Source organism: Flavobacterium sp. (assembly GCF_049240005.1).
GTDB lineage: Bacteria > Bacteroidota > Bacteroidia > Flavobacteriales > Flavobacteriaceae > Flavobacterium.
This window is the reverse complement of sequence record NZ_JBMLTK010000106.1, coordinates 1-23,165: the sequence shown is the minus strand read 5'-3', so window position 1 is coordinate 23,165 and position 23,165 is coordinate 1. Positions and strand designations below refer to the sequence as shown.

The 23,165-nt window shown below is 41.6% G+C and carries 15 protein-coding genes, 1 tRNA gene and 1 pseudogene; 5 read left to right on the top strand and 12 right to left on the bottom strand.

The genetic code is table 11. The features are described 5' to 3' along the window. Positions 1-58: 58 nt before the first annotated feature. From ACOVQQ_RS11025 to rplU, 4 genes and pseudogenes are all read right to left on the bottom strand, one after another. Positions 59-232: pseudogene (locus ACOVQQ_RS11025) on the bottom strand (50S ribosomal protein L27); the annotation flags it as partial. A gap of 260 nt (positions 233-492) precedes the next feature. After that, entirely contained in the window at positions 493-1,170 is a 678-nt protein-coding gene (locus ACOVQQ_RS11020; RefSeq protein WP_421818243.1) for a hypothetical protein, read from the bottom strand. Positions 1,171-1,493: 323 nt separating this feature from the next. Then, positions 1,494-1,754 carry a 50S ribosomal protein L27 gene (rpmA, locus tag ACOVQQ_RS11015; RefSeq protein ID WP_094485044.1) on the bottom strand — a complete coding sequence of 87 codons (261 nt, stop codon included), beginning with the start codon at positions 1,752-1,754 and terminating at the stop codon, positions 1,494-1,496. A 22-nt stretch (positions 1,755-1,776) separates the two neighbouring features. After that, positions 1,777-2,193: a 50S ribosomal protein L21 gene (gene rplU, locus ACOVQQ_RS11010; protein WP_421818242.1), complete on the bottom strand. Its 417-nt coding sequence runs from the start codon at positions 2,191-2,193 to the stop codon at positions 1,777-1,779. 131 nt (positions 2,194-2,324) lie between these two features. Here rplU and ACOVQQ_RS11005 point away from each other — a divergent pair, with 131 nt between their 5' ends. Beyond that, positions 2,325-3,089 carry a TatD family hydrolase gene (locus tag ACOVQQ_RS11005; protein ID WP_421818241.1) on the top strand — a complete coding sequence of 255 codons (765 nt, stop codon included), beginning with the start codon at positions 2,325-2,327 and terminating at the stop codon, positions 3,087-3,089. 179 nt (positions 3,090-3,268) lie between these two features. Further along, the gene (locus ACOVQQ_RS11000) at positions 3,269-3,562 is read left to right on the top strand and encodes a hypothetical protein (RefSeq protein ID WP_421818240.1); all 294 of its coding nucleotides are present in this window, start codon (positions 3,269-3,271) and stop codon (positions 3,560-3,562) included. 16 nt (positions 3,563-3,578) lie between these two features. On the opposite strand, the gene ACOVQQ_RS10995 is transcribed toward ACOVQQ_RS11000, so the two are convergent. The 8 genes from ACOVQQ_RS10995 to ACOVQQ_RS10960 all read right to left on the bottom strand — a co-directional run bounded on the left by ACOVQQ_RS10995 (position 3,579) and on the right by ACOVQQ_RS10960 (position 20,182). Beyond that, positions 3,579-4,337, bottom strand: a complete 759-nt coding sequence (locus tag ACOVQQ_RS10995) for a glycoside hydrolase family 16 protein (protein WP_421818239.1) — start codon at positions 4,335-4,337, stop codon at positions 3,579-3,581. Next, positions 4,337-6,628, bottom strand: coding sequence for a beta-glucosidase BglX (gene bglX, locus ACOVQQ_RS10990; protein ID WP_421818238.1), 2,292 nt, complete (start codon positions 6,626-6,628; stop codon positions 4,337-4,339). Before bglX ends, ACOVQQ_RS10995 begins: the two co-directional genes overlap by 1 nt. A gap of 67 nt (positions 6,629-6,695) precedes the next feature. Further along, positions 6,696-8,333: a family 16 glycosylhydrolase gene (locus ACOVQQ_RS10985; protein WP_421818237.1), complete on the bottom strand. Its 1,638-nt coding sequence runs from the start codon at positions 8,331-8,333 to the stop codon at positions 6,696-6,698. 11 nt (positions 8,334-8,344) lie between these two features. Next, entirely contained in the window at positions 8,345-9,946 is a 1,602-nt protein-coding gene (locus ACOVQQ_RS10980; protein WP_421818236.1) for a hypothetical protein, read from the bottom strand. Between the two features lie 11 nt (positions 9,947-9,957). Next, positions 9,958-11,433 carry a RagB/SusD family nutrient uptake outer membrane protein gene (locus ACOVQQ_RS10975; RefSeq protein ID WP_421818235.1) on the bottom strand — a complete coding sequence of 492 codons (1,476 nt, stop codon included), beginning with the start codon at positions 11,431-11,433 and terminating at the stop codon, positions 9,958-9,960. A gap of 11 nt (positions 11,434-11,444) precedes the next feature. Next, positions 11,445-14,489, bottom strand: a complete 3,045-nt coding sequence (locus ACOVQQ_RS10970; RefSeq protein ID WP_421818234.1) for a SusC/RagA family TonB-linked outer membrane protein — start codon at positions 14,487-14,489, stop codon at positions 11,445-11,447. Positions 14,490-14,729: 240 nt separating this feature from the next. Further along, positions 14,730-17,579 carry a triple tyrosine motif-containing protein gene (locus ACOVQQ_RS10965; protein WP_421818233.1) on the bottom strand — a complete coding sequence of 950 codons (2,850 nt, stop codon included), beginning with the start codon at positions 17,577-17,579 and terminating at the stop codon, positions 14,730-14,732. A 215-nt stretch (positions 17,580-17,794) separates the two neighbouring features. Beyond that, on the bottom strand, positions 17,795-20,182 hold the full coding sequence (locus ACOVQQ_RS10960) for a T9SS type A sorting domain-containing protein (RefSeq protein WP_421818232.1): 2,388 nt from the start codon (positions 20,180-20,182) through the stop codon (positions 17,795-17,797). A 601-nt stretch (positions 20,183-20,783) separates the two neighbouring features. On the opposite strand from ACOVQQ_RS10960, the gene ACOVQQ_RS10955 reads away from it, so the two are divergent. From ACOVQQ_RS10955 to ACOVQQ_RS10945, 3 genes are all read left to right on the top strand, one after another. Further along, positions 20,784-21,920, top strand: coding sequence for a 1-acyl-sn-glycerol-3-phosphate acyltransferase (locus tag ACOVQQ_RS10955; RefSeq protein WP_298145150.1), 1,137 nt, complete (start codon positions 20,784-20,786; stop codon positions 21,918-21,920). Then, positions 21,904-22,950 (top strand): asparaginase, encoded by a 1,047-nt coding sequence (locus ACOVQQ_RS10950; protein ID WP_421818231.1) that lies wholly within the window; start codon positions 21,904-21,906, stop codon positions 22,948-22,950. The genes ACOVQQ_RS10955 and ACOVQQ_RS10950 overlap by 17 nt, the downstream gene beginning before the upstream one ends. A gap of 25 nt (positions 22,951-22,975) precedes the next feature. Beyond that, positions 22,976-23,062, top strand: a tRNA-Ser gene (locus ACOVQQ_RS10945). The last annotated feature ends 103 nt before the right edge of the window (positions 23,063-23,165 follow it).

Here is a 23,165-nt window from a genome sequence, read left to right as displayed (position 1 = left end):
TCCCACAAAAAAACCCAACCATTGCTGATTGGGTTTGTCTTAAAAAAATCTCGTTTGATTATGCCTCGAAAGGGATAATTGAAACGTACGACTTGTTGTCTTTTTTCTTTTGGAACTTCACAACACCATCAACTTGTGCGTGTAATGTGTGATCTTTAGAGATGTACACATTTGCACCTGGATTGTGTTTAGAACCGCGTTGTCTTACGATAATGTTACCTGCAGTTGCTGCCTAGAAGATAAATACCATTCGGAAGATTCGCGCGGCTGCGAAGTCTTTACTTCCTTCTTACCGACAATACTAGTTTGTAGGCAACGTAGAAAAATAAAAAAATCGCAATCGTTGACGCAGCTACAAAAAAAGGACCTGCAACATCCGATTTTCCATTTACAAGCAGAGAAACTGCTATGAAACCGATTAGAAAAACCAATGCAACAATGCAAACGATAACGCGAAGTGGATTATTCTTAAACATCAATTAATGGTTTTAGTTAAAATTGTGCTATTCTACATGTAGCAATTAGTGCGATTGTAAACGCTGGGCCGGTCAGATTTCTGTAAATATCGCATCTAATATCTTGAGTACATACATCGTGACCGCAGTAATAACAGGTGGCAAAATTGTAGTTTCCACAATTCTCCATCCTATCAAATCTATGATTATTTCTTGATTCCTCACCATGACAGTCACAAATACTGTTCGTTTGAGGTGGGAAAGTTACCCTTATTTGGTCTAGAAAGCCGGAATCTATGAAGTCAGTTACCCGTTCAGTATTGTATCTAAACGACTCTACACCTGTCGAATTAATAAAGTGTAAATAACTACCAACTCTCATTGTCTTAAACACTAATAAGCGTCCATTATCGGTAATTATATTGAGTTTATTGTTTGTACTTACTTTACTTTCAAACGTATAAAGATTGATAGGTGTGTAGTTAAACGTATATCTAACACCTGTTGCGATATCATATCGGTTTAACGAATCAGTTAAAATCCTTGTAATTGTTGAATAGTTTTTGTCCTTGTATTCAAAATCTGTAGAATCAATAGCCATATGACTTCCGTCACGTTTATACAACTCGCTGTTCTCGGTACTTGCAATGCTATTATTATCGTTCGCAGCACAACCAACTAAAACAATCGCCAACATTAAAATAATTTTTTTCATAGTATAAAGAATTACGATTAAATTCACACAAATCAAAAAAAAAAACAGTGCTAACAAGTTTGTTTGAAAAAATTAACTATGATTTAAAGTAATTTTAACTGATGTTTGATTTCGATTCTTGAAAATGCGAAGAAAGATAGTTTATTGTCTTAACAAGATTAAACACTCTTTAAAAAAATGCATTACGGTCTATTTCACATTTCGAATCGCTCTTGATATTGCAGGTAGAATAATGCTTTTGAATACAGTTTTACCCTGTCAAAAAAGGCCACAAAAAAACCCAACCATTGCTGATTGGGTTTGTTTTAAAAAATCTCGTTTGATTATGCCTCGAAAGGGATAATTGAAACGTACGACTTGTTGTCTTTTTTCTTTTGGAACTTCACAACACCATCAACTTGTGCGTGTAATGTGTGATCTTTAGAGATGTACACATTTGCACCTGGATTGTGTTTAGAACCGCGTTGTCTTACGATAATGTTACCTGCAGTTGCTGCCTGGCCACCAAAAATTTTCACGCCTAAACGCTTACTTTCTGATTCTCTACCGTTTTTCGAACTACCGACACCTTTTTTGTGAGCCATCGTTTATAGGTTTTAAATATTATTACTCTTCAGTTGTTTCTTCTTTTTTAGCTTTTGGCGCTTTCTTTGGCGCTTCAGCCTCATCAGCTACAGGAGCAGCCTCTTTTTTAGCAGCTTTCTTAACGGCTCCTAAAGTAATGCCCTCAATAACAATCTGTGTTAACGACTGTCTGTGACCATTTTTCTTCTTGAAACCTTTTCTGCGTTTCTTTTTGAAAACAATTACCTTGTCTCCTTTTAAGTGTTGTAACACTTTGGCTTCTACCGAAGCACCTTCTACAGCCGGGGCGCCTAAAGTCATTGTACCGTTGTCGTCAACTAAAAGAACTTTGTCGAAAGTAACTTTCGAACCTTCCTCAGTTGCCAATCTGTGTACATAAACCTTTAAGTCTTTGCTTACTTTAAATTGTTGCCCTGCTATCTCTACGATTGCGTACATAACAATGTGTTTATGAAATTGTTTATAAAATGTCGGCAAATATACAACTTTCTACCTTTCAAGCAACTAAACTTTTAGCAATTCTTTCAAATACTTAGTTTGGTTACTTTTGCAACTCTTATCAGCGCAGCATGTTAATCGACACACACATTCATTTATACAGTCAAGAGTTTGAAAACCAGGAATCTGAATTAATTCAGCAAGCATTCGACTCGGGTGTTTCGCACTTCGTTTTACCGGCAATCGACAGCTCTTCGCATGCCGGAATGAAACGTTTAAAGCAGCAATATCCCGATCAGGTTTCGCTCATGATGGGTTTGCATCCGTGTTACGTCAAGCATAATTTTCGAGACGAACTAGCAATCGTTTATACCGAACTCAAAAAAGGTGGTTACATGGCTGTGGGCGAAATTGGCGTGGATTTGTATTGGGATACGTCGACACTTAACTGGCAACTCGAAGCGTTTCGTACGCAAATCGACTGGGCTTTGGAACTCGATTTACCCATAAACATTCATTGTCGCGAGGCGTTTAACGAAATTTTCGAGGTTTTAGAATCGTATCGCAACAGCGGTTTACGCGGCATTTTTCATTGTTTTACCGGCAATTTGCAACAAGCGAAACAGGCGGTCGATTTAGGTTTGAAGTTGGGAATTGGCGGCGTGGCAACCTTTAAAAATGGAAAAATCGATCAGTTTTTGCGTGAAATTCCGATTTCGGAAATTGTACTGGAAACCGACGGACCGTATTTGGCGCCGGTTCCACATCGAGGCAAACGCAACGATCCGGCGTATTTGCGCTTAATTGCCGAGAAAGTAGCTGGTATTTACGGGATTTCTTTTCCCGAAGCAGCCGAAAAAACCACGTTAAATGCTAAAGCGATTTATAAAATATAGTTTTGGGCAATCCCTGCCGCTATTTAGTGGAAATACATAAGGCGGCAGGTCGCGTTTTTGCTGCAATAAACGACATAAAAAACGGTTCAGCTAGTTTTTGAGCCGGCTTCCGCTGGTCGCCTTCTCTAAAACAGCTTCACACGTTTTTTAATTGCCGTTTATTTTCGCGCCAACCGCTATTGCGAAAACGTGCACATCAAAAAAAAGCCGTTTTACATCAACGTTTTTTCCGGACGAAGTACTTTTCTGCAAGAGCGGCTGGCGCGAAAATAAAGCTGTACGAAAAGCTTGTGGAGGCGGTGTTTTTGGGGCGATTTCATGAGCCAGAAAAACGCCAGCCGCAGCTGCTTTTTGTAAGCGGTATTGCAGCAAAGACGCGACCTGCCGCTTCAAGCTTTTCCACTAAACGGCGGCAGGGCTTGCCCAAAAAAAATGAGTTCGATAAAAATACTTTTCAATCGAACTCATGTTAAAAAAACGAAACAAATGTTACTGATATACCCGAATGTAATCGATTTCAAAGGTCTGCGGAAACGCCGCTTCATCGATAGCCGGACCGCCAAAATTACCGCCAACAGCCACATTTAAAATGAAATAAAACGGCTGATTATACGGCCAAGTATCCTCGTTTTTAACGGCTGGATTGTAGGTGTACACGTGGTTTCCGTCTACAAAAAATGCAATTGATTCTTCATTCCATTCTATGGCATACTCGTGAAAACCTTGATCGATTCCGGCAATTTTCGAAATTTTAGTGTTTATGGTATTGCCGTGACTTGATTGTGTGTGCAACGAAGTAAATACTTCGCCGGGAGCACGGCCCACGTATTCTAAAATATCAATTTCTCCGCATTTGGGCCAGCCTACTTGTTTAATGTTTGAGCCCAACATCCAAAAAGCAGGCCAAGTTCCAACGGCTGTGGGCACTTTTGCGCGCGCTTCCATGCGGCCGTATTTAAACTCTTTTTTGGCTGCCGTTGTAATTCGGGTCGAATAAAATTTTCCGTCTTTTTTAGTAACGTTTATTACGAGTTTTCCGTCGCGCAGTTCGTGATTATCGCGCGTGTACAACTGTTTTTCGTTATTTCCCCAACCGCAGATGTTCGGGCAGCCGTCGCCCAATTCAAAGTTCCACACTTTTTCGTTCAGTGTTTTGTCGTTAAATTCTTCCGACCAAACCAGCTTTCGTTTTTGTGCGATGCTAGATAGGCTGCATGCCAGAATCAAGATTGCAATTTTAGTTTTCATTATTCTACCGTTAAAACTTTAAATGAATGGGTTTGTGCGTTAGTGCCGATGTAAATTTTAAATGTACCTGCTTCGGTTTCCCATTTGCGGTTTGCCGAATAGAATTCCAACATTTTTTTGTCGATGGTAAAACTTACCGATTTCGTTTCGCCGGGAGCTAGCGTTACCAATTCAAAACCTTTAAGTTCTTTCACGGGTCGCGTACCGGTTGCTACTTCGTCTTGGATGTACAATTGCACGACTTCGGTTCCGTTTACTTTTCCGGTATTGGTAAGGTCGATACTGGCGGTAATTTTCTCTGAATCAGACAATTTTGAGCTGCTTAGCCGAAGATTGTTGTAAGAGAACGTAGTGTAACTGAGTCCGTAACCAAAAGGAAATTGGGGCGTATTGGGAACGTCGCCGTAATGCGACCAAAAAACGCTGTTAGGCTCGTTTGCTGTGGGGCGTCCGGTACTTTTAGCGTTGTAATACAAAGGTAGTTGTCCGACCGATCGCGGAAAGCTCATAGGAAGTTTTCCTTGCGGATTAAAATCGCCGAACAAGATTTGTGCAATGGCATTACCGCTTTGCGTTCCTAGATGCCAAGCTTCTAGTATTGCTGGGATATTTTCGGCTGCCCAAGGAATGGTTAGCGGGCGACCGTTTTGCAATACCAGTACAATGTTTTTGTTTACTGCGAAAACAGCTTCTAGTAATTCTTGTTGAACTCCGGGCAATCCGAGTTCGGAACGGCTGCGTCCTTCTCCCGATTGCAGGCCGTGTTCGCCGAGCATCATTACTACAACATCGGCATTCTTGGCGGTTTCGATTGCTGCTGCAAATCCGCTTTTATCGGTGGTATTGATGGTGAGTTCCGAAACGAATTTGGTTTCGCCAAGCGCAACATCAGCCCCTTTTGCGTATGTAATTTGGGCGTTGGGATAGTTTTTCAAGCCTTCGAGTAACGAAACGGCGGTATTGTCGTTGGCACCTATTCTCCAGCTTCCGAGCGGACTGGTTTTATCTGCTGCAAGTGCGCCAATCACGGCAATTCTTTTCCCTGATTTTGGTAAGGGAAGTAAATTTTGTTCGTTTTTTAGCAAAACGACCGATTTCAGAGCCATGTCTAAAGCGATTTTCTGCAAGGGTTCAGAGAAGGTTACTTCTTTCTCACGCTTGGCATCGCAGTATTTGTATGGATCGTCGAACAAGCCAAGTTCGAATTTCAGTTTTAAAACACGTCGTACGGCATCGTTTAAGTTTTCTTCGGAAACCTTACCGGATCTAACCAAATCTTCGAGATGATTTACGTAAGCATAGGATTCCATATCGATATCGTTTCCGGCATTTAGTGCTATTTCTGCGGCATGAGATAAGTTTGAGGCGTATCCGTGTGGAATCATTTCCATGATCGAGCCCCAATCGGAAACAACGGCGCCCGAGAAATTCCAACGATTCTTAAGAACGTCGCGTTGCAAATACGAACTTGCTGTTGCGGGAACTCCGTTCAGGTCGTTAAAGGCATTCATAAAGGTTCGAACTCCGGCATCGACAGAAGCTTTGAATGGCGGAAAGAGTACGTTTTCGAGGGTAGCTTCGCTCACATCAACGCTGTTATAATCGCGTCCGGCTTCGGCAAAACCGTAGCCCACAAAGTGTTTGGCGCAGGCGAGTATGGTGTTATTTGCGGCGAGATCGGTTCCTTGAAAACCTTTGATGCGTGCAACGGCAATCTGACTTCCGAGATACGGATCTTCACCGGATCCTTCCATGACTCTGCCCCACCGCGCGTCTCTGGAAACGTCGACCATCGGAGCGAACGTCCAGTTGATTCCGGCAGCTGAGGCTTCTTCCGCGGCCATTCGTGCCGATTTTTCAATGGTTTTCAAATCCCAACTAGCAGCTTCGGCCAGCGGAATGGGGGAAATAGTTTTAAAGCCGTGAATGACATCGAATCCGAAAATAAGTGGGATTTTCAAACGGGAATTGTCCATCACTATTTTTTGGATGTCGCGAACTTGTTCGGCGCCGGTAATGTTTAGCACTGAACCTACAAGTCCTTTTTTTAAATGTTCTAATTTCTCGGCTGCTTGCCCAGATTTGGGTTCTGGACCTGTTACGTCGTAAAAGCCGTTGTACTGATTGAGCTGTCCAACTTTTTCTTGTAGCGTCATCAGTTTCAAAACAGAATCAACTTTTATATCTATTGCACTTTTTGTTGCGGTTGGCGTTGTTCCCACAGGAGCTGTACTACTGCAGGCCATGCCCAAGGCAAGAGAAAGGCAAATGACGGATTTTACTATTTTCATTTTGCTTAAAAATAAGGCAGACAGCATTCTTTTGGAATGCGATGTCTGCCATAATTAAAAAGGATTTTTATTGGTAAACGCGGATGTAATCTACTTCCATGGTTGCGGTTTGGAAGTCGTTCGCAACAGTTCCTCCGAAGGTTCCTCCCATAGCCACGTTCATGATTAGGAAGAAATCGCTATTAAACGGCACGCTGTTGTTGTTTGCGAAGGAATGGAACAAGACATCGTCTACATAGAAACGTATCGCAGATGGGCTCCAAACAACTTTGTAGAGGTGAAATTCTGAGCTTACGTTAGCTACGTTGGTTGTGTTTGTGTTTGCGTTTCCGCCGAAGTTTCCAGGATAGTGGAGCGATCCGTGGATTACGCCTGGGCTATTTCCGCGGTGTTCCATGATATCAATTTCGCCGCAATTTGGCCACCCTACTTCGGGGAAATTTGCGCCAAGCATCCAAATAGCGGGCCAAGTACCTCCGCCTACGGGAAGTTTAGCACGTGCTTCTACTTTTCCATAAGTAAATTCGAATTTATCTTGTGATTTTAGGCGTGCTGATGTCCAGTTGTTGCCTGTTTTTAAGGCATTGATTTTCAGGGTACCGTCGCTAACTGCAACGTTTGCCGCGTTGTTGGTGTAGCTTTGCACCTCGTTATTACCCCAACCGCCACCACCTAAGTCGTAGCCCCATTTGGTTGCGTCGGGTGCTCCGGCAACATCAAATTCATCAGACCAAACTAGGTTTGTGTAGTCGGTTACTGGATCTTGTACGGGCGGTGTTGTCGTGAAGATATGATACCAAGCTAAACCAGAATCATTACCCATGACAGCTCGTACTACCATACGGTTTTCAGTTATAGACATGATTTCATAAGAGCTTTGACCGATATAATATCCCATAAAACCACCATCTGTAAAATTAAGCATGGTACCACGAGTTTGTCCTGGAACATTATTGGCAACTACAGCTGAATTGGATGGACTTAAACCAACAACTCTTTCGTCAACAACTGTGAAAGGGTAACAAAAATCGGTTCCAGCACTACCTCCTCCTACACTTTGATAAGAGACATGAAAAAATGTACTGCCTCCATTGTCGAGTTTAAAATAAAGGTTGTCGCCGTCTTTACGGAAGGTTAATTCATTGTCGTACAAACAGCTACTGTCTGGAGAGCCTGCCTTTTCGAAAGGTGCAGCTGCATAGTAAACAGGGAAATAGTTCTGTGTGGCATCGCTGTTATTTGGCCCTACACCTAAGTGTCCGGGTTCTCCCGCTGCCCAGTACCAGGTTTTTTGTGTTCCACCTGTAAGGAATGCAACTGCTTCATCGTCACGGAAATTACTAAATACAGTAACTTCTGTGGTAATCGTAGAAGCAATACCAGCAGTTCCTGTGGCAGTAATTGTTACTGTATAAGTGTTTACACCCGGTTGAAAATATCCGTGGGTTACACTTCCGCTGGGTACTGTTCCTCTGACTCCATCTCCGTAGTCAAATTGATAAGAAATTGCATTATCGGCCGTTGCGGTAAATTTAACCAATCCACTACCGTCGCCATTCGGATTTTCAGCGTCTTGGCCGATAATTTCGACCGTTACCGCTAAATTTTCAGGAGTGGTCAACTCGCCGAAACTGTTATTTTCTTCGCATCCTAAAAACAAAAATAGGCTGAGAATGGTAAAGCTTTTAAAAAGTAACTTTTTCATAATTTTTATTCTTAGTTATGGAAATAAACGTTGTCAACGAAAAGCGTTCCGGAGCCCGCTGGAGTACCTGAGAAAATTAACTGCGCGATGTGTGCGCGATTGATTAAGCCTGTGAATTGCGATAGCGGAATGTCGTAACTATTCCAACCCGCTTGTGTAGGTGTGAAAGTTAACTCGTGCTCAACGTCGTCGCCACCTTGGAATGCGCCGTTCGCTCCAAAATCAACTAGTTTTATTCGCACGGTGGTCATGTTTGGTGTCCAGACATCCACGTGAAAGTGCGTCATTGAAGTGGCATTAATCTGCGACGCGATGGTTTCTACGCCTACAAAGTTTAAGTTCGTGTATCGTTTTACCGCATTTCCAGCGACAGTTACATCGGTTAGGGTACCTTGCGACCATGGTGTTTGCCAAGTGTCTACGGGAACATTGTTATAAACTCCGCTAAACATGGATATTACGTTTGCTTGCGGTAGTGTTGGGTTTGGTGCAGCTACTAGAGGAACATTTGACGGTCCGCCTTGATTGTAGAAGTAAACGTTATCAATGTAAACGGTTGTATTTCCAGCAGGCTGACCCACATAAATAAGTTGCGCAATGTGCGCTCTAGTTGTAAGTCCGGTAAACGAACTTAGTGGAATATCTAAACTCACCCACTGATTGCGAGCTGGATTATCGATTACGATTTCGTGTTCCACATCGTCTCCGCCGCCAAAAGCTGCATTAGCACCAAAGTCAACTAATTTAACACGAAACTGTGTAAAGTCGGACGACCAAATGTCCGTGTGGAAATACGTCATTCCCGTAGCGTTGATTTGGTTGTTAACGGTTTCTATACCAACGAAATTCAATGCGCTGTATTTCTTAATATCGTCACCATCCACTTGAAACTCTTCTAGATTTGCTTGCGACCACGATGTTCTCCAAGTATCAACCGGTACATTTGTGTATGTGTTGCTGAATAGTGAAATTACACTCGATTGTGCTTGAGTTGGTGTTGGAGCAGTACCTATATCAACAATTACTACGGTTTGAGTATAGGTTGTTGTAGCTGCGCCGCCGCTTAATGCGGTTACAGTAACCGTATAACTTCCTGCTTGGGCATAGGTGTAACTTACCGTCTCACCTTGGTTAAAAGCAACTGGCTCAGCTGCCGGATTATCGCCGAAAGTTACTTCAAAAAAGGTTTCCAATTCGGCTTCTGCCTGAACCGTTATCGATAGATTAGCTCCTGTAGCAATTATTACGTTTAGGTTTGTGGGTTGTACAAAAGACACGGTAACTTCTTGAGTTACTTCGGTTCTTTTTCCATTGAGCGCCACTCCGACAATTCGTGCCTGATAGGTTCCCTCGGCATAAGTGTGCTCTGTAGTATTACCTGGGCTCACGAGAGCTGGTTCTGTGGAGTCGTCTCCGAAGTAAATTTCGTATTGACTTACACCAGTTCCTTTCGGTAAAAAAGTCACGTTTCCTGTATTGTCTTGAGAAATGGTAACTAGCGCAGAGATGTCTTTTGGTGCATCGAGCAGGTCGATATTCACATCGGATTCGTCGCTGCAGGCCCAAAAGAGCAAGCTTGCAAAGACAAGGAAGAAAGATGCTATTTTTTTCATATTCTTTTTTTTTAGTATTGTGGATTTTGCTGCCAATTGCCGTTTGCGAATTGTATTTCTTCGATCGGAATCGGGAAAACATCGTGCTTACCTGCTACAAACCCTGGAATAGTACCTGCAGCTTTTCCTGTGCGCACTAGGTCAAAAAAGCGATGACCTTCTCCCATTAGTTCGTATCTTCTTTCAGCGAGGATGAAATCGGTTAAAGCCGCGCCTGAAGCGGTAATATCGTGGTTGTTATCTCCGAAAGCTCTTCTTCTTACACGATTCAAATATTCACGAGCCGTTGCGTCGTTAATGCCTCCTCTACTATAGGCTTCAGCAGCCATTAGCAAAACGTCTGCGTATCGAATCGCTCTGTAATTGTTGGGATTCGTCAGGTTTTGGTCGCCGATATTTGCATCGCCTTTACGGGGAAGGTATTTTCTGTTGAAATAACCGGTGTGTTTGTAACCCGTTCCGTATGTGGCATTATTTGCAGCTGCAAAAGTGACAATGTTTAGTATAGCCACATCTCGGCGATTGTCTCCTGCTTCATAGCTTTGATAGGCTTCTTGTGTTGGAACATTGAAGCTAAATCCTGAATCGAAAAGAGGTCCGCTGTAATTTCTGATTCCATTAAATCCTACTGCTACATTTCCTTCGCTACACTGCAAGCAACCAAAGCCTGCACCTTCAGCATCAGAATATTGTACTTCAAAAACCGATTCGCTGTTGTTTTCGTTGTTATTTTCAAAAATCGTGTTATAGTTCGCTACTAATTGGTATTGGTTACTGCTGATTAGATCATCCAAAACATTTGCAGCGTCTACAAATTTCTCTTGAAACAAGTAAACTTTTCCTAGTAGTGCCTGTGCTGCGCCTTTTGTTGCACGACCTACTTGCGGTGCAATCGGATTTAAGTTTTCTACTGCATATTGTAAATCAGACTCAATTACGGCATAAACATCCTCAACAGGTGAGCGCGGAATCGATTTTTCATCATTTAGTTGGAATCTAGCATCGCCTTTTAAGGGTATAGCTCCAAACCACTTCACTAATTCGAAATGGTAGTATGCTCGAAGGAAGCGAGCTTCTGCAATAATTTGCTCTTTGCCTTCGAAGTCGGTTTTGTCTTTAAACTCTAAGATATAGTTTGCACGATTCACGCCTGCAAACATCCAGTTCCAAATGTCGCGTAAATTGCTATTCACGGGTGTGTGAATCATTTCGTCAATTTGCTGAATCCCAATAACGTCGTTCGCCGATTCGCCGCCTGACAAGGTGTTGTCGGAGGCAATCTCGCCCAACATAACATTAATGTATGTGCTTTGTAGTAGGTCGTATGCAGCAATAAGTGCATCGTTATAATCTTGTTCAGAATTAAAGTAGTTTTCTGAATCAATATTGTAGACTGGTTTGCGGTCAACAAAGTCATCGCTGCAAGAATGTATCGCTCCAAGCAACAAAACAAAAAGGATAGATCGGAAGATTATGTTGTTTTTCATGATCATTCGTATTAAAAATTAAGATTTAAACCTAGCATAAAAGTGCGTGGTGCTGGATAGAAGCCATTGTCGATACCTCCTCCAACTGGGGCTCCTGAAGAGGCTGCAGGATCAAAACCTTTGTATTTTGTAAAGGTATAGATGTTGTTTACTGCACCATAAATTCTGAATTTAGAAAACCCGAGGTATTCAACAACTTTAGGCGAAAGTGAGTAGCCTAATTGAATTGCTTGAATACGAAGAAAGGACGCGTCTTCGACAAAATAGTCCGAAAAGACATTATTACCTGATGCCCCTGTTGTAACACGAGGAACAGTGTTGCTTGTGCCTTCACCAGTCCATCGATCTAATACATAATCTAATCGATTCATGTTAGCCAAAGCTCTTTCGTAGTTACGAACCATGTCGTGTCCTATTGACGCGTATGCATTCGCAGAGAAATCAAAGTTTTTATAATTAAAGCCAACATTGAAACCCATTGTTACGTCAGGAATTGGATCACCGAGGAAAGTACGGTCATTAAGATTAATTACGCCGTCACCGTTGATATCTTTGTATCGAAGGTCGCCAGGCGCCGCCTCAGCACCAAGTGCTAATTGAGATGGATGCGCGTCAACCTCGGCTTGGTTTTGAAAAATACCGTCGGTCTGATATCCAAAAAAGGCTCCTAAAGGCTGCCCTGCTTGCATTCTGGAAATAAATGGTTGTCCCACTCCAAATGAACCCGTTTCTAGAAACCCTGTTTGATTTGCAACTTCTAAAACTTCATTTTTGATAAAAGCTACATTATAACCAAAATTAAATTTAAAGTTTTTATCTGAACTTGAATTGTAACTTGTCGCAAACTCTATACCTGAATTGCGAACACTTCCAGCGTTTACAGTAGGTGCTCCTGAACCAGGCGCATAGATACCTGTGATTCCCGAAACTGGAATCCCTCCAATTAATAAGTCTGCTCTAGTATCAATGAAGTAATCAGCTGTTAATTTCAATTTGCTGTTAAAGGCTTCTGCATCTAGTCCAAAATCAAATTTTCTTGCTTCCTCCCAAGAGACAGTAGGGTTTGGAAGAACACCAATTGCACGACCGTTAACTAAATTCCCATTAATTACATAAGTAGCCTCTCCCGATAAAGATCCAGAAGCTAGATTACTGCCAATTGCATCGTTTCCTAATTCCCCGTAACTCACACGCATTTTTAAGAAGTTCACAATTTTGTTTTGAGGGAAAAATTTCTCCTCTGAAATTTTCCAACCAGCTGTAATTGAAGGAAAAACAGCAACTCTGTTATCCGATCCAAATCGAGTTGAAGCATCTCTGCGCATCACCATAGACACGAGATATTTGTCTTTGTAATTGTACTCTAAGCGGCCAAAATAAGATAAACGGCGCTCGTCGTATGCATAAGACCCAACATCTCTTCCTCCATCTGGACTCGTTCCGATTGCTAATGCTATATCGGCAAACTCCCAACTATTATTAGGTACATCAAAACCAGTAGCAAACAAACCGCTTCCATAAGCTTTGTATATAGTTGATCCTAATGTAGTGGTAAATGAATGATTATCAAGAACTTTGAATGTATACGATCCAAAAAAGTCAAAAGTGTAATCATTATCTTCAATAGCATTTTGGTTTACACTACTTCTTGTTATGTCGAAAACTTTACCACCGTAGTTTACTTGCTTATTGAAATTCTTTCCTCTGCTGTTCGAGGTATTAAATCCGACTCGTCCTGTTAGGATAAGATTAGATGTAACCGTATAATCGAGCCCAAAACTTCCGTTTAATTTCTTGATTTTGTAGTCATTAAACGTATTGTCCAATTGTTGAACTGGGTTAATTACTTCTATTCCATATCCAGGAGTGCTCGGAATTAGCGCAAAATTCCCATTTGTGTCGAAAACGGATAATGTTGGATCAGCATTTACTGCATTAAAGAGAACTGAACCTAATCCGTTTTCATTAAAGGAATCTCTGTCGATAAATGTATATATTACATTGGTGCTAAATTTCAGTTTGGAAGTCAAATCTGCGTCCAATTGCAAACGAGCCGTATTTCTTTTAAAGTCCGATTTTTCGCTACCAACAATACCTTCCTGATAAAAGTCGGATGCACTAAACATATACGAAATTTTGTCACTACCACCTCTGAACGAGAAATCTGTATTGCGAATAGGAGAAACATCAAAAACTTGATCTTGCCAATCGGTGCCTGATCCCAAATTAGAGACATTAGGAAAGGGAACTGGCTGACCACCATTCGCATAACTCTCATTTAAAAGTAACGCATATTCTGTGGCATTCAAGAGCGGTAGTTTGCGCGTTGTTTCTTGAAAACCAGTATAGGTGTTGACCGAAAAAGTTGTTTGGGTGTTCTTTCTTCCTTTCTTAGTAGTAATGAGAATCACGCCGTTTGCACCTATTGTACCGTAAATTGCTGCTTGTGCGTCTTTGAGAACGGTAATCGATTCGATGTCGCTAGGGTTTAACAGACTTAAATCGCCTTGATATCCATCGATTATTGCCAAAGGTGCCGCATTTCCATTTGTTCCAACACCGCGAATACGAATATCTAAACCAGCACCCGGAGCACCCGATTGTTGCGTTACCGTAACACCTGCCACAGTACCTTGTAAGGCCTGCTCGGTTTTAAAAGGAGATAAATCTTCAATTGTTTTTGCGCTGATTACCGAAACGGCTCCCGTTACGTCCTTTCGTTTTTTCTCACCATATCCGATTACAACAACGTCTTCTAGTGTGTTAACTTCCTCTTTCATTTTGATGTCGAAAGTGCCGCTGCGGGTGGCTGTCAGACTAAAAGTTGTAAATCCTACATAAGTAAATTGAACAACCTGACCGTCACTTAAGTTATTTAAGGTGTAGTTACCGTCGAGGTCTGAAGCAGTTGTTGCTTTTCCGTCCACCGAGATACTAACCCCTGGTAGCGGTAGCCCAGATGACGCTTCGCTTACAGTACCCTGAATATTGATATTCTGCGCCTGTAAACCAAAAGCCCATAAGACTAGTGCGAATAAATAGATTCTTGATTTCATATTTGGTTTTGCTGTTATCGTTTACGAAAATAGTCGGATAAACTTGCATATTTCGAAATAGCAACCACAACAAAAAATATACAACAGAAAAAAAAGCGTTTTAAATTCCGAAATCAGTAAAATTTTAAGGATTTACGCGGATTTGCAGCGATGTTCATCGCTAAAAACTCTACAAAAACCGCGTTTCGCAAACGTTGTTGTTGTGGCGATGTATAGGAGGTTTTAGGAAAAATTAACGCTTTAAATCGACAATATGTACTCCACTAATCCTTGTTCGTGCGGCAAATCCATTTTTTTACGCAAACGATATCGCTTTATCTCTACACTGCGAACTGAAATATTTAGCAAAGGAGCAATTTCTTTCGATGATAAATTCAAGCGCAAATACGCACATAAGCGTAGATCGTTGGGTGTAAGTGCCGGATGTGCTTGCTTGATCTTCTTCAAGAAATCTTTATCAGCGCTGTCAAATGCTTCTTTAAAGACATTCCAGTTGTCGTCTTCAGAAATGTTCTTAGAGATTTTAGAAATGACATTCTTTACACCACGAGTGGCATCACCAGCCGAAGTTTTATTCAAATCTTCTTTAATTAATGCCAAGAGTTCATTCTTTTGAATCAGAGTAAGTGTAGATACGGCAAGCTCTTTACTTTTGTTGTCTACGTCTTTTGCCAATTGCTCGTTACGAAGCTTCATTAGCTGTTGCTCGTTTTCTAACTCTTTGATTTCTAGTAATAAATTGTTTTCTTCAATGAGTTTTTCACGCTGGTTTTGGTAATAGCGTTTGTACTTTTTGTGAATAAAGAATCCTAAATAAATTCCTAGTATCAAGTAAATTATCAGCGCGAGATTAGTAGCATACCAGGGTTTCAAGATGGTAAACTTATATCGCGCAACGTTAACAGGTCTTGAATTAGCAATTTTGGCACGAACCATAAATGTATAGGTCCCGGGTTCTAAATTTTTGAATGCTGTAGCCGATTTACTGCTCCACTTACTCCAATTGTCTTGAAAACCTTGAAGCGCAAATTGGTATTCTGCATTTATATACTTATTGAATTCCGGAACGGCAAAACTAAACATCAGATTATTTTGATCGTGAGAAAAGGAACCTTCATCTGTTACCGAAACAAATTGTTCGCGTTCGTTTTGCTTGTAATTGGAAACGTACGTAATTGCCACCGGATGATTGCTGAAACTTAAATCATCAATATTCAAGGTGTAATATCCGTCGGTAGTTCCAATTAGGTACGAAGAAGGCGAAATTTGTGTGACATTTTCGTATCCCAACATCGAATTGGTAAGCGTGGCTGAAATCGGAATAAAATTAAATTCCAACTTATTGCTCAATTTCCCGACCGTGAAGTAATGGATGTAGTTTTTTGTAAACATCCAAAGTTTGTTGGTTTTATCGACGATTAATTTCCCCGACGTATATTCGTCTTTATCTAAAATCTGACTAAAAAATGGATCTCGTACAAAGCGCTTTGTTTGCGGATTTAACTTATAAATACCGTTTTTACTCGCGTAATAAATTTGATTTTGATATTTTATCAAACCCGCGTTCTTTCCCTTTTTTGGTTGATCGTAGGTGAAAACATTTACAGATTTTGTAAGGGCCGGATCAACTTCCAAACGAAAGATTCCCTTGTATTCGTGTGAAACATAGATTTGATTTCCTTCGGCGAGTTCGAAATTTTTGGAAGAATAATCGAATTTGGAAATTTTATTTCGGAATCGCCAGCCAGTATTAGTTTTTTCTAAAACCGACAAGCCATAGTAATTACCTTGTAGCAGCAGATTGGGGTTATTGGGAACGGCGGCAAACTTCCAGGTACCCGATTGGCTAAAAATGGGAATGGCCACGGCATCCTTAATCAGAAACGTCCCCGAATCATGTCCACAAAACAAACTTCCACCATAGGCAAAGAGATTCCAGACTTGGCCTTTCGTTCCAGCTACAAAGCGGAATGATTCGCCACTGTTCCATTTCTTGCAGAACAATCCTTGGTTGGTTCCTACGTAGAGAATTCCTTGATACAGCTCGGAAGTATAAACCGTTCCTAACAATCCTGAACGGTCGCTATAACTTTTTACCGGCGACTGTAAATTAATACAGTTAATTCCGTTATCTAAGCCTACCCACACATTTTTGTCGTGATCTTCAAAGAGTGATAAAGCGGTATTATTGCTCAAGCCGAGTGCTTGTGTGATGTGAAATTGTACACTGTAATCCGGATTTAGAATAAAAATCCCATCGGATACGGTGCCAATAACCGAGCCGCCGTTTCTCAAATGTTGTGAACTGTACACACTGCTGGCTTGCAGTAGCGCATTTACCGGAAAATTACTGGCAAATACTTTTCCTTGATAAAGCGTTAAAAACCCGTTTAGTTGTGTAAGAATAACCAGCGCTTCGCCTTTCTTCTCGATACGAACAATTTTATTGGTTTTGATTTTCGGGTCGTTCGAAATAAGTTTGCTTTTGGCGTTTTCGATCTCGTATAAATTCCCTGTAGCTGTTTGATAATACAGATTGCTTCCGGTATTGAAAGCCTTTAATATTTGTTCTTTAGGTGCAATGATCTTAAACTTGCGCGTCGATTTTTGATAGATGTAAATCCGACTTAACGACTGGAACAGCACAAAGTCTTGATATTGTAAAATATTCCAGAATTGCTCGTCGTCGAGAAGGTATTTTCGGATTGGTGCGCTTAAAGAGTGGTATTTTAATATTCCGGTTGCTTCTCGTTTCCAATACCCAAATTCCATATAACAGCCCGTGTATATGAGTCCGTCGATTACTTTTACTGAACGAATTATGGTTTCGTTTGGCGAAGGATATAAATTCCAAGAAGCGCCTGTAAACTCCAGCAAGCCTTCGTTATTTGCGAAGAATAAACGCTTCTGCGCATCTTGATCGATCATCCAGTTTTGATTACCGGCGTTGTATAACTTCGGGCTATACGGAACAATTGGTGGTAATTCTTGCGCAAATACAGTACACGAAAACAGTCCAAAAAGCAAAAGCCCGATTAGGCTTTTGTGAACATGGCTATTTGAATTCAGCGAAATTTTTATTCTGGGCATAGTGCAAATTAAAGAAAGCTTGTGATAAAAATACAGCAACTACAGCGATTTCGTACCGCACACAACAATTAAAGTTCGTCAGTTAAAATGCGACTTTAAAAAAATGTAAGAAAACGACACTAATTAAATTTCAAATGTTTGATTATAAGTGCTTTTATAAAAAAAGCTGCACCGTTTTGGGGTGCAGCTTTAACAATCAACTACAAAAAACTATTTTATTTTTTTACGATTTTACGCGTAATCGTTTGATCTGCAATCTGAATTTTTGCAATGTACGTTCCTACAGTCCAAGCTGCTGTGTTAATTTGTGTAATTGCAGTGCCTTTGTTCTCGAAAACTAATTGACCCAGACTGTTGTACACTTCCATACGTGTTACTGGCTCTGCTGTTGAAATTTGAAGCACGTCGTTAACCGGATTTGGATAAAGCGAAAGTCTGGTTTGTTCTGGCGTATCAACACTCAAAGGAATAGCAGAGAAGAATACGTTATCTACAAACAAAATACCTTGTCCTGTTGGATTACCCGACAAGATTAGTTGTGCAATATTCGAACGAGTTACCAGACCAGCGAAGTCGCTTAGCGGAATAGTGTACGTATTCCATTGTGATTGTGTCGGTGTGAAGCTCAATTCGTGCTCAACGTCGTCGCCACCACCAAAAGTACCGTTTGCACCGAAATCTACTAACTTGATGCGGAAAGCCGTCATGTTTGGTGTCCATACATCGATGTGGAAGTAATTCATTTGCGAAGCATCGATCGGATCTGTTGTAGCTTCAATACCTACAAAATCTAGTGAAGTATATCTTTTGGTTGGATTTCCAGCGATTTCAACATCCTGAAAATTAGCTGCCGACCACGAGGTTTTCCAAGTATCTACAGGAAGATTCGTGTAGCTTTCTGAGAACATAGATTGAACTAAAGCAGGATCAACATCAGGAGTGTTTGCTGCCACTGTAGGCACATTCGGATCTACAACAGGTACGTTATGGAAATATACGTTGTCAACAAAGACAATTCCGCTTCCTGACGGTGTTCCCGATATAATTAATTGTGCAATGTTTGCTCTATTGATAAGTCCAGAGAAGTCGCTTAAAGGAATTTCGTAGCTCACCCAACCTGCTTGTGCTGGTGTGAAAGTAATTTCGTGTTCCGTATCGTTACCGCCACCAAACGCACCATCTGCACCAAAATCAACTAATTTAATGCGGAAAGACGTCATGTTAGGTGTCCAGATATCCATGTGGAAGTACAGCATAGATGTGGCGTTGATTTGGTTGTTAACAGTTTCGATACCTACAAAGTTTAGGTTTTCGTATTTCTTGGTATCGTTTCCTTCGATTTGTACATCGGAAACGGTTCCAACCGACCAAGAGGTTTGCCAGGTATCAACCGGAACGTTTGTGTATGCGTTGCTAAACATGGAAATCACGTTTTGTGCCGGACGTGTTGGTGTTGGTGCTGCAACGGTAGGTTCTACCGGAACCACAACACCTTCTTTATGGAAATACACGTTGTCAACGAAAACAATTCCTTGTCCTACTGGAGTTCCCGATAAAATTATCTGTGCGATGTGTTCTCTAGCGGTAAGCCCAACGAAATCGGCCATTGGAATTTCTAGACTAACCCAACCCGACTGGTTTGGGGTAAAAGTAAGCTCATGTTCTGTGTCGTTTCCTCCACCAAAAGCAGCATCGGCACCAAAATCTACGAGTTTGACGCGAAATGTCGTCATGTTTGGTGTCCAAATATCCATGTGGAAGAAGAGCATTTCTGTTGCGTCGATCTGATTTGCTACGGTTTCGATGCCAACGAAATTTAGACTTTCGTACTTTTTAATGTCGTTTCCTTCCACAGCAAAGTTTGATACAACACCAGCCGACCAAGACGTTTGCCAAGTGTCGACAGGTACATTGTTATACGTGTTGCTGAAAAGTGAAATGACATTTTCCGCCAAACGTGTTGGTGTTGGCGCAGCAACAGTTGGTTCTTGTGGTGTCGACGAAACTACATTGTGAAAATAAATATTGTCGATAAAAACAATTCCTTCGCCAGCTGGCAAACCAGAAATAATTAGTTGTGCGATATTATTGCGGTTTTGCAATCCTGTGAAGTTAGCGAGATCAATATTTAAGCTGTTCCAGCCGTTTAAGGTTGGATTAAAGACCAGTTCGTGCTCAGTATCGTCGCCGCCGCCAAAAATGGCATTTGGGCCGAAGTCGACTAATTTCACACGGAACGTAGTCATGTTTGGCGTCCAAATATCCATATGTAAGTACAACATATTATTAATGTTGATTTGGTTTGCAATGGTTTCTATACCCGCAAATGAAAGGTCGGAATATCTTTTGGTACTGTTGCCGGCAATTTGCGTTTCAGTATGTATACCTACCGACCACTCTGTTTGCCACGTATCTACGGGCACGTTTGTATAGGCGTTACTGAACAGAGAAATTACGTTAGCAGCAGGAAGCTCGGGAGTTGGAGCAGCCTCAGTTGGAATTCCGTTTAGCGGAACACTCGGTTTAACAGGAAAATTAACAGCTTGTGCAGAAAAGCCACAAGAAATTAACAATCCAGTAAAATAAAGGGTAATTTTTTTCATAGAATGTTGTTTTGATGTTTGAAACAAATGTAGAATACAAAAGGAGTTTTACGATGTAAGGCATTCCTATATAAAAACTATACAGGTTTTTTGCAGGCGAAAACGTTTGCGAACGCCTTATTACTGCTGATTTTCGGCGATTTGGCAACGAGCAACGGTTGCGTTTGATATTTGCTGTTGTAAAGGAAATGTTGAGGTAAAAATTAGCTGTAAGAATGAATTTTAAGAGAAAGAATAGTATCAAAAATTACAAGTTTATAGCACTTGGATGTTTTTGATGATAAAAGCAGAACCGATTGTTGTGCACAATTTTGGGTTGAGGTGGGCAATCCGTTAGCGATTGAAGCGGCAGCACCGATTGTTGGCGGCGTTGGCGGAAGTGGCTGAAAACGGCGACACCGAGAGCCCGTTGAAAGCCCCTGACGCCAGCTGCCGGTAATTGGTGCTACAGCGGAAAGCGCGGCGGCGCGTAACAGAACGTTGGTTGGGAAGAAGTTTGCTGCGCCGCAACGGCCAAAAAATTCGAACACGCGAATTAACGCTTAGGTAAACGGCTTTCGGTTAAATTTTCGTTCTTTTGTGCCGACACAATTTGAGAATAATGCAAAAATTTGACGCCATTAGACCTTATTACGACACGGAGATCAATGCCGCTATTTGCGAGGTATTGCATCATCCGATGATGAAGGCTTTGATGAATTTTACGTTTCCAGATGTTGCCGACGAGGTGTGGAAAGAGCAGTTGAAGAAAACGCATAGTATTCGCGATTTTCAGTGCAATTTTATTTACCACTCGGTACAACAGGTGTTGCGAAACAGCGCTGAAGGATTGAGTACCTCGGGATTTGAAAAGCTCGAACCCAATACGGCGTATTTGTTTATATCGAATCACCGCGACATTATTCTGGACACTTCGCTGCTAAATGCTGCCTTGTTTGAACATGGTTTAGTGATGACGGCTTCGGCAATTGGGGATAATTTAGTGAAGAAGTCGTTTTTGAAATCGCTTTCGCGGATGAACCGAAACTTTTTGGTACAACGCGGTTTGCCGCCACGCGAATTGTTGCAAAGCTCGAAATTAATGTCGGAGTACATTGCACGTTTGCTACGCAGAGAAAATCGTTCGGTATGGATTGCCCAGCGCGAAGGACGCACCAAAGACGGCAACGACGCTACTCATCCGGGCGTTTTAAAAATGCTAGCGATGGGCGCGGGCGACGATCATCAGCTGCACTATTTCAAGAAAGCACGAATTGTACCTGTGGCTATTTCGTACGAGTACGACCCGACCGACGCATTGAAAATGCCGCAATTACTGGCCGAAGCCAACAACGAAAAGTATATAAAAGAAAAGAACGAAGATTTTATGACCTTGCTTAGTGGCATTATGGGTCAGAAAAAACGCATTCACATACATATCGGAAAAACTTTGGATACAGAAATCGACGATATTCTGGCCGAAACCGATAATACCAACAAGCAAATTCAGGCATTGGCGCAAAAAATCGACGATTCGATTATTAGCAATTACCGCTTGTGGCCGACCAATTTTATTGCGTACGATTTGCTGAATCAATCGGCTGCATTTACACACAAATACACCGATAGTGAGAAGCAATTGTTTGAGCGTCGTTTGGAATTGCGTATTGATGCTAACGATCCGAACCAGCTACAGAGTTTCTTAGCTATGTACGCCAATCCGGTTTTCAATAAATTGAAGTATGGAACCATCGAATAAAGCGCGTATTTTGTTGATTTATACCGGCGGAACGATTGGTATGGTTAAGGATTTTGAAACCAAAGCCCTGAAAGCCTTCAACTTTAAAAAGCTTTTGCAGCGCATACCGGAATTGAAACAATTGGATTGCGATATTGAAACGATTTCGTTTGAAACTCCGATTGATTCGTCGAATATGAATCCGGCGCAGTGGATCAGCATGGCCGAAATTATTGAAAGCAATTACGAGCAATTCGACGGATTTGTGGTTTTACATGGGTCGGACACTATGTCGTACTCGGCTTCGGCTTTGAGTTTTATGCTAGAACATTTACAAAAGCCGGTAGTTTTTACAGGTTCGCAACTACCGATTGGCGATTTGCGCACGGATGCTAAGGAGAATTTAATTACCGCCATTCAAATTGCCTCGCAGTTGGAAGAAGGCAGACCGGTTGTTCGGGAGGTGTGTTTGTATTTTGAATACAAATTGTATCGAGGCAACCGCACTACGAAAGTGAATGCCGAGCATTTTAAAGCCTTTACTTCGCCTAATTACCCGGCGCTTGCAGAGAGTGGCGTGCATTTGAACATAGTGCACGAAAATTTGCTACGCCGTGAAATTTCACCAGCGCCTTTTAAGGTTCGTAAATTATTGGATTCGCATATTGCCATTATCAAGATGTTTCCGGGCATAAACGCAACGGTTTTGAATGCGATTTTGGAAATACGCGATTTAAAAGCTATAGTTTTAGAAACCTACGGCGCGGGTAATGCTCCGAGCGAGGCGTGGTTTATCGATTTATTGAAACAAGCTATCAAACGCGGTTTACATATCGTAAATGTTACGCAGTGTATTGCCGGGAGTGTACAAATGGGTCAGTATGAAACCAGTAGTGCATTAAAGGAAATTGGTGTGATTTCGGGTAAGGATATTACGACAGAGGCGGCCGTTTGCAAGTTGATGTTTTTGTTGGGTAACGAAACGGAGTTTGCCGATTTTAAAACGGCTTTTGAAACGCCAATTTGCGGGGAAATGACTTTTAGTTCGTAAGAAAAAGTATATTTGCGGCTGAAATAGAGAGGTGTCCGAGTGGTTGAAGGAGCAAGCCTGGAAAGTTTGTATGTGGGTAACTGCATCGAGGGTTCGAATCCCTTCCTCTCTGCGAGTAGCATAAAAAAGCCGACGGTAGTCGGTTTTTTTATTTCCCAATCCCAAGCTCGAGCTCTGCTCGAAGGCTTGGGATTGGGAAATAAAAAAGTAGCGGC

Excerpts from the sequence above, each read along its gene's own strand:
- ACOVQQ_RS11020 (WP_421818243.1), bottom strand. The coding sequence starts at position 1,170 with ATGAAAAAAATTATTTTAATGTTGGCGATTGTTTTAGTTGGTTGTGCT.
- rpmA (WP_094485044.1), bottom strand. The coding sequence starts at position 1,754 with ATGGCTCACAAAAAAGGTGTCGGTAGTTCGAAAAACGGTAGAGAATCA.
- rplU (WP_421818242.1), bottom strand. The coding sequence starts at position 2,193 with ATGTACGCAATCGTAGAGATAGCAGGGCAACAATTTAAAGTAAGCAAA.
- ACOVQQ_RS11005 (WP_421818241.1), top strand. The coding sequence starts at position 2,325 with ATGTTAATCGACACACACATTCATTTATACAGTCAAGAGTTTGAAAAC.
- ACOVQQ_RS10995 (WP_421818239.1), bottom strand. The coding sequence starts at position 4,337 with ATGAAAACTAAAATTGCAATCTTGATTCTGGCATGCAGCCTATCTAGC.
- bglX (WP_421818238.1), bottom strand. The coding sequence starts at position 6,628 with ATGAAAATAGTAAAATCCGTCATTTGCCTTTCTCTTGCCTTGGGCATG.
- ACOVQQ_RS10985 (WP_421818237.1), bottom strand. The coding sequence starts at position 8,333 with ATGAAAAAGTTACTTTTTAAAAGCTTTACCATTCTCAGCCTATTTTTG.
- ACOVQQ_RS10980 (WP_421818236.1), bottom strand. The coding sequence starts at position 9,946 with ATGAAAAAAATAGCATCTTTCTTCCTTGTCTTTGCAAGCTTGCTCTTT.
- ACOVQQ_RS10975 (WP_421818235.1), bottom strand. The coding sequence starts at position 11,433 with ATGAAAAACAACATAATCTTCCGATCTATCCTTTTTGTTTTGTTGCTT.
- ACOVQQ_RS10970 (WP_421818234.1), bottom strand. The coding sequence starts at position 14,489 with ATGAAATCAAGAATCTATTTATTCGCACTAGTCTTATGGGCTTTTGGT.
- ACOVQQ_RS10965 (WP_421818233.1), bottom strand. The coding sequence starts at position 17,579 with ATGCCCAGAATAAAAATTTCGCTGAATTCAAATAGCCATGTTCACAAA.
- ACOVQQ_RS10960 (WP_421818232.1), bottom strand. The coding sequence starts at position 20,182 with ATGAAAAAAATTACCCTTTATTTTACTGGATTGTTAATTTCTTGTGGC.
- ACOVQQ_RS10955 (WP_298145150.1), top strand. The coding sequence starts at position 20,784 with ATGCAAAAATTTGACGCCATTAGACCTTATTACGACACGGAGATCAAT.
- ACOVQQ_RS10950 (WP_421818231.1), top strand. The coding sequence starts at position 21,904 with ATGGAACCATCGAATAAAGCGCGTATTTTGTTGATTTATACCGGCGGA.